This is a genomic window from Achromobacter pulmonis (genome assembly GCF_902859765.1).
Lineage (GTDB): Bacteria > Pseudomonadota > Gammaproteobacteria > Burkholderiales > Burkholderiaceae_B > Achromobacter > Achromobacter pulmonis.
On the sequence record NZ_CADIJV010000002.1, the window covers coordinates 352,463 to 367,557 of the forward strand.

Sequence of the window (15,095 nt, forward strand, 5' to 3'; positions counted from 1 at the left end):
CCTCCGTAACGCATCGAAGCGGGCAAATACACGATTCATATTCTATGCCGATCAGGGCGTAACGCCAGCGATTTCAAAAACCACGCTGTCATGACGGCCTTGCGCGTCCATGACGGTAAGCGTATACCGTCCGTCCCGCGTCAGCACCAGATTAAACGGACGACCCGACGCGGCATGACCCACCACGCGGCTGTCGAGCATCCACCAAACTTCTCCTTCGGCGCCCTGCACATCCACATCCACCGCCACCTGGTCGCTGCCAGGCACGGGCCGCAATACCGAACCGCTGGCCACCCCGCCCAGGCGCAGCGGCCCCTGGGTGGCATCGGCATAGCCGGCGAACGACGGCGGCACCGTGTCATTCAAGGCCCAGGCCGCGCGCTGTTCGGGACACTCTCCCGACGGCACGCTGCCCAGCCGGTAGCCCAGCGGCCAGCAGGTCACGACCGGCTGCACCGTGGCGGGCCGCACGCGCACGTGCTGGACGCCTTCGGGCAGGGCCGCGACGATATCCTGCAGTAGCGGCGCCGCCACATTCGCCCCAAAAAACCCGGGATTGGGGGTGCCGTCCGGCCGGCCCACCCACACGCCGATGGTCCAGCTGTCGGTCACGCCGACCGCCCAGGCGTCCCGGAATCCGAAACTCGTCCCGGTTTTCCAGGCCAGCCGCCGCGCCGGGCTGCCCGACTGGTAAAAGGGCCGGTCCGGGTGGCCGCCCCCCTCCAGGATGTCGCGGACAATCCAGGCCGCGCCTGCGCTCATCATACGGGACTCGACCCGGGGCTGCTCCGGCCGCAGGCGCGGACGCCCGGAGATGCCGCCACGGGCCAGGGCCCGATAAGCCCCCACCAGTTCTTCCAATGTGGTGCCGCCCCCGCCCAAAATCAAGCTCAGGTTCGGCTCGGCGCCCGCAGGCAGACGCAGCCAGACCCCGCCCGTCAGCATAACCGAGGCGAAGCGGTTCGGTCCGACCCGGTCCAGCAGGTCCACCGCCGGCACATTGAGCGAGCGCTGCAGCGCCTGCGCCACACTGACCGGCCCCGAGAAGGACGCCTGGAAGTTGCCCGGGGCGTAGCCACCGAACGACAGCGGCGCGTCGATCAGCAGGCTTTCCGAATGGATCAGGCCATCATCGAGGGCCTGCGCATACAGGAATGGCTTGAGGGTCGAGCCGGGCGAACGCACGCCGCGCACCATATCCACATGGGCGTAACGGGTATCGTCGGAAAAATCCGCGGAACCGGCGTAGGCCTTGACCGCCAGCGTGTCGTTGTCCATCACCAGCACCGCCATCGAGACCTTGGGCGGCAGATTGTCGACACGATCCAGCAGCATGCGCTCGACCGCCGCCTGCATGTCGGCATCCAGGGTCGAGGTCAGGACCGGCGGCCGGTTGCCCGGACGGTGCGAGCCGGCCCGGGGCCGTCCGGCCTCCTGCAGCAGGCGTTGCGCGGCCAGCGGCGCCAGCCAGCGGGCGCGCAGTGGCGGTGCCACCACCTGTTCGATCTTGGCATCGGCGACTTCGGCCGGCGTCCAGCGGCCCAGTTCGACCATGCGGTCCAACACCTTGTCGCGCGCCGCCTGCGCGGCCTGCGGATGGCGGTCCGGCCGCAGCCGCGACGGCGCCTGCGGCAAGGCGGTCAACATCGCCGCCTCGGCCGGGCTGAGGTCGCGCGCGGGCTTGCCCAGCCACAGGCGCGCGCCCATCTCCACCCCTTCGACAATGCCGCCCATCGGGGCATGCGTCAGGTACAGCGACAGGATCTCATCCTTGCTGTAGTGCATTTCCAGCTGCACGGCGCGCCAGGCCTGGCGCAGCTTGGCCGCTATCGTGCGCGACGGCTTGCCGGCCAGTTGCGGATCGATCAGGCGCGCCACCTGCATGGTCAGGGTCGAGCCTCCCGAGACGATGCGGCGATTGGTGGCCCATTGCCAGCCCGCGCGCGCCAGCGACACCGGATTGACCCCGGGATGCCAGTAGAACCAGCGGTCCTCATAGGTCAGCAAGGTGTCCAGATAGTGCGGCGACACCTGTTCCGGTTTGACCGGATAGCGCCAGATGCCATCGCGGCTGGGGTAATTGCGCAATGGCGTGCCGTCGGCGGCGACCACCACCGCCGCGCCGCCGGAATCGATGGGGGGCAAGGGATAGAGGCGGTCGAACACGAATAACAACGCGGCCAGCGCTACACACACGCTGGCCGCGTAGAGTCCGCGCCGCCGCCAGCGGCGGGCGCGCGAGGCGCCCGCCGGCGGGGTGGCGGCGGGGTTCAAGGACGCTGCTTGGCGCTGCGATCGCGGATTTCGACCGTGCTCCATTGCTCGCCTACGCCACGGATCTCGGGCCGGTACATATCTTCGGCCACGGTCGACGGCACCGCGTAGCGGCCCGGCGTCACGACCCGCACCAGGTAGAACACATCGACCTTGCCACGGCCCAGCGCGACCGCCGCGACATAGCGGTCATCGCGGAACTCGCGGTGCTTGATGTTGGGATCGGACATCGCGTCGGCCACGCGGCGGCCGCCAATGCTCCAGTCCTGCATCTCGGGACTCTGCGACAGGTTCAGGTTCTCGACCTCGAAGCCGGCGGGCACGCGGTCCACCAGCAGGCCGTCGGGAATGTTCTGGTTGGCGCTGGCCTGGACCCACACCACCAGCATGTCGCCCGTCTGCAGCGTGCCGCCATCCCAGGGCTTGCCGTCCGGACGATACCAGCCGCGCTTGAGCTTGATCACATCGCTGCGCGGCGCCGGCGCGGTGGTCGGGCTGCCCTGGATGTCGTACTCGACGAAGAGCGACTGGCTGCCGGTATTGACGAGCTGGGTGCCGGCCAGATCGGCCGCGCTCAGCGAAACGCTGCGGTCGGCCCTGCCGCCTTCGAGCGCCTTGCGCGCGCCGTTGATGGTCAACGTGGCCTGCCAGGGAGTGGACTTGTCGCCCCCGGCGGCACGCGCCGCCAGCAACAGGGCCATCTGTTCCTGGGTCGACAGGTACGAACGGTTGCCCATGCGCGCGGCCAATTGCGTCATCAGGTTCTCGACACGGTCGTGATGCAGCCCGTACTGATTGGCCAGCGCATACGACAGCGCGTAGTCGCGCACGGCGCTGCCGTAGTCGCCGAGCCAGTCATCGTAATAGCTGTTGGCGCGGCGGGTGATGCCGTACTCGCGCGTCATGGCCTGGTCGAGCGCGCTCTTCATGCGCCCTTCGTCGCCCATCAGCTTGAACGCCGCGGCCAGCTGGATCAGGGGCAGCGGCGAACGCGCGCGGTCCTGGTAGTTGTCGAACAGCTGGCGCACCGTCGACAGCGGCGCCTTCTTGTCGCGCGCCAGCGCCAGGGCGGCCGTGGCCAGGCCGGCGAAGCGGCGATGGTCTTCACGCAGCACACTCATGCCGCTGCTGTCCAGGCGGCCCGACTCGAAGTCGCGCTTCAGATTGGCCGACCAGGTGCCGAACGAACCGCTGCTCTGCTGCACCTGCTCCAGCAGCCACTGGCGCGAACGATCCAGCGAGGCTTCGGGAATCGCGAAGCCCTTGTCGCGCGCATCCTGCATGAAGCCCACGGCGTAGGCCGTCAGCCACACATCGCGCGCCGACGAACTGCTCCACAGGTTGTAGGAGCCGGCCGCGTTGCGCATGCCCGACAGCCGGCCGAGGGCGCCCGCGACCTTGGCCTCGCGCTCGGCCTGGGTGCGCGGCTTCAGACCAAACTGCTTGGCCGCTTCCTCGTCGATCAGCACCCACGGCAGCGTCGCGCTGATGGTCTGCTCGGTGCAGCCGTAGGGGTAGTTGAGCAGGCCTTCGACCACGCGGTTGACGTTGATCGGCGGACGGTTCGAAACCGTCATGCTGACCGTGGTCGAGTCCGGGTAGTACGACGCCACCCACGACGCCTGCGGCGTGTTGGACTCGCCCGGGTTCAGGCGCAGGCGGCGCACCTGGCGCTCGGCCGCGTAGGCCGGCTGCACCTGCAGCACCGATTCACGCACGATATGGATCGGCTTGGCGCCGCCCTGCCCGTCCACGGTCAGGCGCATCAGGCCCAGGCCATACGAGCCGGTGGTGCTGGCGGTAAAGCGCAGCGTAGTGCGCTGCTTGTCCTTGAGCGTTACGGTGCGGGTGCCGTCGACGATGCCGACCGGATCCAGCGCTTCCAGCTTGACCGTCACCTTCTGGTCGGCGCCGCTCAGGTTGGTCACGTCCAGCGCGATCGCGGCCTGGTCGCCCGGAGTGATGAAGCGCGGCGTGTTCAGCTCGGCCACGATCGGCGCCGCCACCACCATTTCGGCGTCGGTGCTGCCGAAGTTGTCGGCGGTGAACGCGACCGCCATCAGGCGCAGCGTGCCGTTGAAGTCCGGCAGGTCCAGCGGGATGTCGGCCTCGCCCTTGTCATTGAGCTTGACCGGCCCCGAGAACAGGTCGACCAGCTTGACCTTCTTGGGCAGGCTCTTGCTGTCGCCGCGCATGGCGGCATCGCCGCCCCACTTCAGCTTGCCCTTGGTGCCGTCCATCTTCTCGATCAGCTTGCCGTACATGTCCAGCAATTCGGGCGCGTAGCGGTGCTTGCCGAAGAAGAAGTCGAGCGGATCGGGCGTGCGGTACTGGTTGATGTTGAGAATGCCGACGTCGACCGCCGACAGCGTCACCATGGCCTGCTTGCCCTGGGCGCCGTCGACCTTCACGCGAACGGTGGTCTTGGTCTCGGGTTCGGTCTTGGCGGCGGCCGTCAGCTTGACGTCGAGCTTGCGGTCGACGCTGGCGATCGGCAGGAACGTCAGGCCCAGCGCGCGCGCCGGGGTCACGCGATCACCTTCGCTGCCAGGGCGGAATACCGCCGCGGCCACGTACAGGTCATGGCGCTTCCAGCTCTTGTCGATCGGAATTTCGACTTGCGTGCCGGTCGCCTTCACGGCCACCCAGGTCGACCACAGCATGCGGTCGCCCTCGACGGTGATCAGGGCCTGGCCGTCGTGCGGCGGCGTCAGGGTCAGCTTGACGCTGTCGCCCGGCTTGGCCGGCACGCCTTCGAGCTTCATCTGCACGCGGTCGGGGCGGTTGCCCATGGCGTCGGCATCCTGGGCATCCCAGCCCGCGTAGAAACGGTAGCGCAGGGTCTCGCCCGTCTCGGGATCGGCGATTTCCAGGCGGTAGCGGCCCCACTTGACCGGCACCGTGAACTGGCCGCGGTCCTTCAGCGCGATCTCGCGCGAGTCGAGCAGTTCCTCGGTTTCGGTGTAGCCGCTGTTCCAGCCGCGCTGGTCGTCGAAGCGCCAGTAATATTGGCGTTCCTCGCGATACAGGCGCATCTGCGCCTGCGCCAGCGGCGCGATCTTGCCCTGCGCATCCACGCGCAGCACTTCGAATGCGGCCGGGGAGCCTTCGCGCGCCACATCGCCGTCGAACTGCGGACGCACGGCGATCAGTTTGTCAGCGGGCCAGACGCTGCGCTCGATCGAACGCACCACCGGGCGGCCGCCCGATTCCAGCAGACTGGCCGATACCCGCACTTTCATGGGCGAGTGGGTGCCCTCGGTGCGCGGTTCGACCTCCAACTGCGCGGCGCCGGTCGAATCCAGCGCGGCTTCCGGCAGCTCTTCGAAATGGCGGCGCGAATCGTCGGCCACGTCGCCGAAGATGAAACCGGGCCATTGCTGCGGCAATGCATAGCGGTCGCGCTTGACCTGGAAACTGGACAGCAGGCGGTTGCCGGCGGCCGGCGCGCCATACAGGTAGTCGCCCTGCACATCGATCGTCAGGGTCTCGTTCGGCGACAGCACTTCCTGGTCGGACGTCAGCGCCATCTTCATGCGCTCGGGCAGGAATTCCTCGACCTGGAACTTCCACGAGGCGTCCGGCGCGCGCGATGCCGGGTCAACGCGCAGTTCCAGCATCCAGGCGCCGGTCTGGGCGTCGGGCGGCAGGTCGATGGCGCGCTCGACATAGCCTTGCATGTCCTTGGCCGGCTGCCACAGGTTGGTCGAAACCACGCGGCCGTCGGGACGCTTGATGGTGGCAGTCAACGGCGAAGCCGGCATCACGCGGCCGTCGAGGTCGCGCGGCAATACCGACACATGGAAGGTTTCGCCGGGGCGGTAGAGGTTGCGGCCGGCGTAGACGAACAGATTGTTGGGGCGGGAGATATGGCCGCCGATATCGAATTCGGACAGGTCCAGCGCCGGTTCGGCCAGCGCCAGCACGGTCATTTCCTTGTCGCGCGAGGCGCGGATGACACGGGCGTTGGTGAAACTGCCGTCGAAGCGCACGTGGCCCTGGGCATCCGCCTGGGCCTTGGCCAGCGTCTTACCGGCGCCGTCCACCAGCTCGAACAGCGCGCCGGAAATCGCCTGGCCGCTCTTGAGCGACACCGAGTAGGCCTCGATGCGGTCGCTGTAGCGGCGGGCGTGCAGACCGATATCGCTGACATAGAAATAAGTAACCTGGTACTCATAGCGGAAACGGCCGGGCTGGCTCATCACCGCGACGTAGATGCCGGGTTCCTGCAGTTCCTTGATGCCTTCGACCGGCAGGAAAGTGACGTGGCGGCGGTTGGGCTTGTCGTCCGTCAGGAAACGGCCCTGGTAGACGCTGGTGGTCAGCGTGTTCAGGCGATCCAGGTCCCAGTTGCTGACCGAGCCCTTCAGGCTGCGATTGCCGGAATAGCGCCAGCTGTCTTCGTCGTAGCCGCCGGACTCGTCATCCTCCGATGTGGCGCTGTTGCGGCCGATCCCCAGCACCGTTTCGAACAGTTCCGGCACGCGCTCGGGAGCCACGCGCAGGAACTGCACGTCGACTTCGGGCATGTTGACGGTCGCCACCGGCAGGCCGCCATTCTGCCCGGCCGGCAGCACCACGCCGCGGCTGGCGAAATAGAACGAGGGCGGCATGGCGTCGGTGGTCACGGCACAATGCGAAGCGGTGGCCAGCACCCCCTTGTCGCCGGCGCCGGGCAAGCCCGCGCGTACCGCAATGGCGTACGAGCGCTGCGGCTGGACATAAGGGAAATACACCATGCGCGGATTCGATCCGACCACCCAGCTTCCCTGGATGACCTTGCCTTTGGGCGCGGCATCGCCCGGCTTGACCGATGCCGGCTGGTCGCCATTTTGGGCGGCCTGCTCGTTGTCACGGTCGGGTTTTCCCGAGGCCGCACCGGTGTCGATCACCTGCAGGAATTTGTTCAGGTCGGCCTTGGCATCGACCGGCTGGGTGAAAGTGACCGCGAGCGACAGCGCGTCGTTGTACTGGCGCGGCTGGCAATTGAGCGCGGCGAACGGATCGGCCGACCCGACCGTGGCCGTGGCGGGCAAGGCCTGCGGCTTGGCATCGCCCGCCGCGGCAGCGGGCGCCGCTGCCGGCGCGCTGGCCACCGGTGGCGCACCAGGCGCGGCCGACTCGCCGCCCTTGCCCATCCACCACCCCACGCCCAGGGCGCCGGCCACCACGATTGCGCCGGCGACCGCCAGCCAGGTCTTGCTGTTCTTTCCACTCACGGCAAACCTCCCCGCCTACTCGAATGCGATGCTCCTTTGCGGCGGAGCTGCCGACCTGATTTTTCCGCGCGCTTCCCGGTGCGCGGTTCCTGCTTTGTGACCCGGTGCGGCAGCGCCCCGCCTGTCGCGGCGGCGCGGGGCCTGCGGGTTCAGACTGGTTCCATCACGCATTGCAGCGGATGCTGGCGCGCCCGCGCATACTGCGCCACCTGGGCAATCCGGGTGGCGGCCAGGTCGCGCGGATAAACGCCGCAGACACCACGGCCTTCGTGATGCACCTGCAACATGATGCGCGTGGCTTCTTCGTGATTCTTGTTGAAGAACTTCTGCAGCACCTTCACGACAAACTCCATCGGGGTGTAGTCGTCATTGAGCAGCAAAACCTGGTACATCGGCGGCGGCGCAACGCGGGCCGGCGCCTTTTCGACGACCAAATCATGCTGGGTATCCAAGGTAGAACTCATAGGGCGGCTATTCTATTTAATCAGGGGACGACCTGCATGTAACTTACGCAAAATTACACGTAGAAATGCGTAGTTTCCATACTTGACTCCGCAAAGAAAAGCGGCGCATTATCCACGCATTCTGGGGTTTTCAATTCACCGAAAACCTGCCAGGAAGCCGGAGGGGGGACAGGGGTCTAGGCCGCGATGCCCTTCTGTCAACATACGATTCAATGAGGCAGTCCGCATGTCTGATACGACCGCAACCGCCGTCCAAGGGGACAATCCCAAATCGACGGGCACCGTCAAATGGTTCAACGATGCAAAGGGGTTCGGCTTCATTACGCCCGACGATGGCGGTGAAGATCTGTTCGCCCACTTCTCGTCCATCCAGATGAATGGTTTTAAAACCCTGAAGGAAGGCCAGAAAGTGGCTTTCGAGATTATTCAGGGGCCCAAAGGCAAACAGGCGCTCAATATCACTGCTGCCTGAGTTACCCTTTACAGCGCAACGGTAAGGTTGCGCCATTATCAGGCGGGGCTTTCGAGCCCCGCCTTGTTATTTTCTTATTACTGCGATTATCGCGTGTGGTTATGCTGAAGAATGCTGTGTTGTTTCGGGTAGGTCGTGCGTTGTCCAAGACGGCGTTCATTCAGGCGGCAACGCGCAAGGCGGCCGTGGCACTGCTGGGCGCGGCCACATTGGCCCTGCCGCTGGCCGCCCACGCGCAGAGCGGTCCGCAGCCTCCCCTGCCCACCACGCAACTGGCTGCCGGCATCCATATTATCCGCGCAGAGGTGGCCAATACGGAAGCCACCCGCCGCGTCGGCCTCATGTTCCGCAAGGAACTGAGCGGCAACGACGGCATGCTGTTCGTGTTCGAACAGCCCGACCTGCAGTGCTTCTGGATGCATAACACCCTGCTGCCGCTGTCGATCGCCTTTATCGCCGACGACGGCACCATCGTCAACATCGAGGACATGGCGCCGCAGAGCGACGACACTCATTGCTCCAAGAAACCGGTGCGCTACGCGCTGGAAATGGCGCAAGGTTGGTACGAAGACCACGGCATGAAGGCCGGGCGCAAGATCGACGGCTTGCCCTGAAACCGCCGGCCGCGCTGGCGGCGCCATGAGAAAGGGAGCCTGCGGGCTCCCTTTTGCTTGGCCATCCGGCAGGCCGGCCTGGCGCCGCGCGTCGCGGCCCCGGCCGGAGCCGCGTGAAAATCAGACGCGCTCGATGATCAGGGCAATGCCCTGGCCCACGCCGATGCACATGGTGCACAGGGCGTAGCGGCCGCCGGTGCGATGCAACTGGTTGATCGCGGTGGTCGCCAGGCGCGCGCCGCTGGCGCCCAGCGGATGGCCCAGGGCGATGGCGCCGCCATTGGGGTTGACGCGCGGATCGTTGTCGGCAATGCCCAGCTGGCGCAGCACGGCCAGGCCCTGGGCGGCGAACGCCTCGTTCAGCTCGATCACGTCCATCTGCTCCAGCGTCAGGCCGGTCTGGGCCAGCACCTTGCGGGTGGCGGGCGCCGGCCCGATGCCCATGATGCGCGGCGCAACGCCGGCAGTGGCCATGCCGACCACGCGGGCGCGCGGCGTCAGGCCATGGCGGGCGGCGCCCTTTTCGTCGGCCAGCAGCAACGCGGCGGCGCCGTCGTTGACGCCCGAGGCGTTGCCGGCCGTGACCGTACCGCCTTCACGCACCACGCCCTTGAGCTTGGCCAGCGCTTCGATGCTGGTTTCGCGCGGATGTTCGTCCTTGGACACGATGACCGGATCGCCCTTTTTCTGGGCGATGGAGACCGGCACGATCTCGGCATCGAAGAAGCCTTCCTTCTGGGCGCGCGCGGTCTTTTGCTGGCTGGCCAGGGCGAACAGGTCCTGGTCTTCGCGGTTGATCTTGAAATCGTCGGCGACGTTCTCGGCGGTTTCCGGCATGGAATCGACGCCGTACTGGGCCTTCATGAGCTTGTTGATGAAGCGCCAGCCGATGGTGGTGTCGTAGATGGCGGCGCTGCGCGAGAAGGCGCTGTCGGCCTTGCCCATGACGAACGGCGCGCGGCTCATGCTTTCAACGCCGCCGGCCAGCATCAGGCCGGCTTCACCCGCGCGGATGGCGCGGGCGGCGCTGCCGATGGCGTCCAGGCCGGAACCGCACAGGCGGTTGACGGTGGCGCCGGGCACTTCGACCGGCAGGCCGGCCAGCAGCGTGGCCATGCGCGCAACGTTGCGGTTGTCTTCGCCGGCCTGGTTGGCGCAGCCCATGATGGCATCGTCCAGCTCTTCCCAGCGCACGCCGGGATTGCGCGCGACCAGCGCCTTGATGGCAACGGCCGCGAGGTCGTCGGGACGCACAGGAGCCAGCGCGCCGCCGTAGCGGCCGAAGGGGGTGCGGATCGCGTCACAGATAAAGGCATGCACGGTCATGGGATGCTCGGATCGAAGTGGGAAAAATGGGATGCGGTCGATCTTAACGCACCGGATTTCGCGCCAAGTTGGTGCATCCCCAGGATGTCCGCAGCACGGACGCTGTCCAGCAGCTGTTCACTCACCGTACGCCATCCGCCCTTATGGCGCCGGCGTGCCGGCGCGGGCGGCCCGCCCGGCGCCGACGATGGCCTGGCGCCGGAAACGGCCGGCCGCCAGGTGATAGAACGGCTGCGGGCAGAACTGGCGCGACACGCCGGAGGACAGCAGCGAACCGACCAGCAGCCAGAACAGCATCGGCTGGCTGCCCGTCATTTCCATGACCACCACGCTGGCCGTCAGCGGCGCCTGGGTGGCGGCGGCCAGAAACGCCGCCATCGACACCAGCACCAGCACGCGCTGGTCCACGCCTTCGCCGGCCAGCTCCCAGATGTGGTGGCCGATGCCGGCACCAGTGGTCAGCGCTGGCGTGAAGATCCCGCCAGGAATGCCGGCCCAGTAGGAGGCGACGGTCGCGGCCAGCTTGGCCAGGCCGAAGCCGGCGGGCAGCACGTGCTGGGTTTCGCCCGACAGCAGGTCGGCGGCCGCGCCGTAGCCCGTGCCATACACACTGCCGGCGGTGGCCAGGCCGATCACGGCCAGCACCAGGCCCATCGCGAACGCTGTCCAGATGGGATGCGCGCGCACCCAGGCGCGCCAGGACGCCGGCGCCATCGCTGCCGGCCCCTTGCCCAGCAGGCGCGCGAAGATGCCGCCCAGCGCGCCGTTGAGCGCGGCGCAGATCAGCACCCACCACAACATGCCGTGGGCCAGCGGCGCGCCGGCAAAGGCGCCGAAATAGGGATTGTTGCCCTGCACCGCAACCACCAGGAAGCCGGCCGCCAGCACGCCGATCAGCACCAGCCGCTGCCAGCGCAGCGCCGTGCCGCGCCCCAGTTCCTCGATGGCGAAGATGACGCCCGCCAGCGGCGCGTTGAAGGCCGCGGCCAGGCCGCCGGCGGCGCCAGCGGCGATCAGTTCATTGGCATGGAAGCCACGCAGTTGCAACCCGCGGCGTTTCCAGAAATCGCCCCAGGCCAGCATGACGGCGGCGCCGACCTGGACCGATGGCCCTTCGCGCCCGATCGAGGCGCCAGCCAGCATGCCGAAGAATGCCAGGGGGATCTTCCACAGCACCTGGACCAGTGACACCAGGCTGCGCTGGCTTGGCCCAGGCGGCAGCGACAAGGCGCCGATGACCTGCGGGATGCCGCTGCCCGCGGCATTGGGCGCGAATCGCAAGGTGGCCCAGCGCAAGGCCGCCAGCGCGCAAGGCAACACCAGCAACGCCAGCCAACCGGCGCGGCCGACCCACTCCCGATTCCATTCCAGCGCCAGGTCCGCCAGATAGGCGAATCCGAGCGAGACCAGCGCCACCAGCGCTGCGCCGCCCAGCAGCAGGGCCACGGGCAGGCTCTTGCGAGACAGGCGATTGGTTTGACGCGCCTTGCGGCGCAACAGATGACGGGAGCCGGTGGCGACACGGCGCAACGGAGTGGACAGGGGCATGGGCGAGGTCGGGCGACAAGGGACGGAACCAGACGAGGCTACACCTTACCATCGCCGCCTGACGCGCAGCCCACAAACTGCCGTCGTCCTCAGAATGACGACCAGTCATCTTCCCCGGCATGGCTGAGCGCCGGGCGCGTCACGACCGGGTCCTGGCGCGGCGCCGCGACCGCGGGATGCGGCGTGGCGCGGCCGGCCTCGATCAGGCGGGCCTGCGGCGCCCCACCGGCGTCGACCTTGAAGCGGCGCACCTGCTGCGACAGGCGGCTGGCTTGATCCTGCATGCTGCCGGCCGCGGCGGCGGCCTGCTCCACCAGCGCGGCGTTCTGCTGGGTCACCGTGTCCATTTGCGCCACGGCCTGGTTGACCTGGCCGATGCCGGTGGATTGTTCGGCCGAGGCGCTGGCGATTTCATGCACCAGGATCGCGGCCTGACGCACGCTGTCGACGACCTCGCGCATGGTGTTGCCGGCTTCGTCGGCCTGGCGCGTGCCGCCTTCGACGCGATGGACCGATTCGTCGATCAGGGCCTTGATTTCCTTGGCCGCCACCGCGGAACGCTGCGCCAGGGTGCGGACCTCGCCCGCCACCACCGCGAAACCGCGGCCCTGCTCGCCGGCGCGCGCGGCCTCGACCGCCGCGTTCAGCGCCAGGATGTTGGTCTGGAAGGCAATGCCGTCGATCACGCTGGTGATGTCGGCGATGCGGCGCGAGCTTTCGGAAATCGCGCCCATGGTCTGGACCACCACATTGACCACCTCGCCGCCGCGCGCCGCCACCGCCGACGCCTGGGTCACCAGCTTTTCGGCCTCGCCGGCATTGCTGGCGTTCTGCTGCACGGTGCTGGTGAGCTGCTCCATCGAGGCTGCGGTCTGCTCCAGCGATGCCGCCTGCTCCTCGGTGCGCTGCGACAGGTCGGCATTACCTTGCGCGATCTGCGAGGAAGCCGAGGCGATGCTCTCGCAGCCGTCGCGCACATCGCGCACGATGCGCGCCAGGTTTTCGTTCATGGCCTTGAGCGCGGCCATCAGGTCGCCGGTCTCATCGCGCGAGGTGACCTGGATGTCGCCGCTCAGGTCGCCGTTGGCGACCCGGCGCGCCGCTTCCACCGCCCGCCCCAGCGGCCGGGTGATACCGCGCGTCACCAGCCAGCCGAGCAACAGGCCCAGGGCCACGCCGGCCAGCGACAGCCCGATCATGATGAGCCGGGTGCTGCGGTAGAGATCGGTGACTTCCTGCACCGCGCGGTCGGCCGCATTTTCCTTGGCCTGGACCAGTTCGGTGATCAGCGCCTCGGCCTTGCCCGAAGACGCGGCGGCGCGCTTCGTGATGTTGACGATGGCGTCATCGGTCCGCGCCAGCGGCAGCGCCTGGGCCGCGTCGAAGAACTCGATGGCCTCGCGCTTCCAGACCTCTTCGGCTTCGATGAATTGCGCCAGCAGGCGCTTGCCGCCCTCGCGGATGAAGCTTTGCGCTGCCTTGGCGCGCAGACGCTCCAGGCTGGCGACATCGCGGTCGAACTCGGCACGCAGCGCCTGCCTTTCTTCCTGGGTAGTGGCGCCCAGGAAACTCTTGCGCGCGCGGCCGGCGGCGATCAGGCTGATGTTGGCTTCCTTGATGTCGGACAGCCCCCGGAATTCGACCCCGGCGATCTGGTCGTTCATGTCGTTGATGCGGCCCAGCCCCCACACCCCGAACGCGCCGATGCAGCCGCCCAGCAGCGCCACCATCAGGAACGCGCCCGACAGACGCACGCCGATGCGCGCGCCGATATTCAACCCCGAAAACAAACGCAACATGCTTCCCTTCCCGTCAAGCACCACGGTGTTGTGGCGGGCATGCCGCGATCCTTGGCCCCATGGCTCGGCCGCAGACTGCCTTTAACAATAGCGGGAGCTCTCCCGCGCGGTAGGCGAGAAGAAAGGGAGATTTATTCTCATTTTCGACAGAATAGATTCGACAATATACAAAATAGAATCATGCAATGCCGTATTTCAGTGGCACTTCCCGCGGGACGCCAAACGAAAAAGCCCCTCGCGATGCGAGGGGCTTCGGCCTTGCGGTGCGCGCCGGGCGCGCAGCGGAATCAGGCGAAATTCTTGGCCGCGAACTCCCAGTTCACCAGCGCCCAGAAGTTCTCCAGGTACTTGGGACGGGCATTGCGGTAGTCGATGTAGTACGCGTGTTCCCAGACATCACAGGTGAGCAGCGGCTTGTCGGCCGTGGTCAGCGGGGTGGCGGCGTTGCTGGTGTTGACGATGTCGACCGAGCCGTCGGCCTTTTTGACCAGCCAGGTCCAGCCCGAACCGAAGTTGCCGGCGGCCGACTTGTTGAAGGCTTCCTTGAAGGCGTCGAAGCTGCCCCACTTGGCGTTGATGGCGTCGGCCAGCTTGCCGGTCGGCGCGCCGCCGGCCTTGGGAGCCAGGCTGTTCCAGTAGAAGGTGTGGTTCCAGATCTGCGCGGCGTTGTTGAAGATGCCACCCGAGGACTTCTTGACGATGTCTTCCAGCGACAGGTTCTCGAACTCGGTGCCCGGGATCAGGTTGTTCAGGTTCGTGACGTAGGTCTGGTGGTGCTTGCCGTAGTGGTACTCCAGCGTCTCTTTCGAGATGTGCGGAGCCAGCGCGTCCATATCGTAAGGCAGGGGGGGAAGAGTATGTGCCATGTGTCGGTTCCTTCTGTTGAGTGCACGATCAAGCCGTTCAATTGTATCGGCAACTCAACGAGGATACCGCGTTAACCCCGCGGCAGCGCGGGGTTAACGGGGATGGGCACATGCCTCGCGCCGCCGCGCGGCCCCGTTCGTGACGAAGCTCCTTCCGGTGACGCGGCACCCCGGCCCCTGGCCGCGATATCGAACTCCCTCACCCTCGCAGGGCGCGGGCATCGAGGCCCTGCGCGTCAGAGATCGCGCGTCTCGCGCACCTGCGTGATCTCGACGCGGGCGCCCCCCTGGGCGAAGCTCAGGTCCAGGCCCTGCCCTGCCGCCAGGGTAGCGGCATCGCGCACGATGCGGCCCTCGGCGTCGCGGGCGATCGCATAGCCGCGCGCCAGCGTATTGCCGGGATCGAGGGCGCGCAGCTGCGCGCTGACGGCCGCCAGCCGGTCGCGGCGCCGCGCCAGCAGGCGCGCATGCGCCTGGCCCAGTTGCCGCGTGGCCGCCGCCAGGCGCTCGGCG

General features: G+C 67.4%; 10 protein-coding genes. 2 read left to right on the top strand and 8 right to left on the bottom strand.

The window, feature by feature from the left end; genetic code table 11:
- Positions 1–51: 51 nt before the first annotated feature.
- The 3 genes from pbpC to clpS all read right to left on the bottom strand — a co-directional run bounded on the left by pbpC (position 52) and on the right by clpS (position 7,957).
- A complete protein-coding gene (pbpC, locus tag HV701_RS03210; protein ID WP_175131636.1) occupies positions 52–2,274 on the bottom strand; it encodes a penicillin-binding protein 1C in 2,223 nt (740 codons plus the stop codon).
- Entirely contained in the window at positions 2,271–7,493 is a 5,223-nt protein-coding gene (locus tag HV701_RS03215) for an alpha-2-macroglobulin family protein (protein WP_175131637.1), read from the bottom strand. The genes pbpC and HV701_RS03215 overlap by 4 nt, the downstream gene beginning before the upstream one ends.
- A gap of 149 nt (positions 7,494–7,642) precedes the next feature.
- Complete coding sequence (gene clpS, locus HV701_RS03220) at positions 7,643–7,957, bottom strand: ATP-dependent Clp protease adapter ClpS (protein WP_049073105.1); 315 nt, start codon at positions 7,955–7,957, stop codon at positions 7,643–7,645.
- A gap of 226 nt (positions 7,958–8,183) precedes the next feature.
- Between clpS and HV701_RS03225 the strand changes: the two genes are divergently transcribed.
- The gene (locus HV701_RS03225) at positions 8,184–8,429 is read left to right on the top strand and encodes a cold-shock protein (protein ID WP_006220277.1); all 246 of its coding nucleotides are present in this window, start codon (positions 8,184–8,186) and stop codon (positions 8,427–8,429) included.
- Positions 8,430–8,530: 101 nt separating this feature from the next.
- A complete protein-coding gene (locus tag HV701_RS03230; RefSeq protein WP_175131638.1) occupies positions 8,531–9,043 on the top strand; it encodes a DUF192 domain-containing protein in 513 nt (170 codons plus the stop codon).
- A gap of 120 nt (positions 9,044–9,163) precedes the next feature.
- On the opposite strand, the gene pcaF is transcribed toward HV701_RS03230, so the two are convergent.
- The 5 genes from pcaF to HV701_RS03255 form a co-directional block, all read right to left on the bottom strand.
- Positions 9,164–10,369 (bottom strand): 3-oxoadipyl-CoA thiolase, encoded by a 1,206-nt coding sequence (gene pcaF, locus HV701_RS03235; RefSeq protein WP_175131639.1) that lies wholly within the window; start codon positions 10,367–10,369, stop codon positions 9,164–9,166.
- Between the two features lie 141 nt (positions 10,370–10,510).
- Positions 10,511–11,917 carry a chloride channel protein gene (locus HV701_RS03240; protein WP_175131640.1) on the bottom strand — a complete coding sequence of 469 codons (1,407 nt, stop codon included), beginning with the start codon at positions 11,915–11,917 and terminating at the stop codon, positions 10,511–10,513.
- 89 nt (positions 11,918–12,006) lie between these two features.
- Complete coding sequence (locus HV701_RS03245) at positions 12,007–13,716, bottom strand: methyl-accepting chemotaxis protein (protein WP_175131641.1); 1,710 nt, start codon at positions 13,714–13,716, stop codon at positions 12,007–12,009.
- A 287-nt stretch (positions 13,717–14,003) separates the two neighbouring features.
- Positions 14,004–14,582: a superoxide dismutase [Fe] gene (gene sodB, locus HV701_RS03250; RefSeq protein WP_175131642.1), complete on the bottom strand. Its 579-nt coding sequence runs from the start codon at positions 14,580–14,582 to the stop codon at positions 14,004–14,006.
- Between the two features lie 236 nt (positions 14,583–14,818).
- On the bottom strand, positions 14,819–15,095 hold a 277-nt coding region (locus tag HV701_RS03255), incomplete at its 5' end, for an exodeoxyribonuclease VII large subunit (protein ID WP_276529796.1).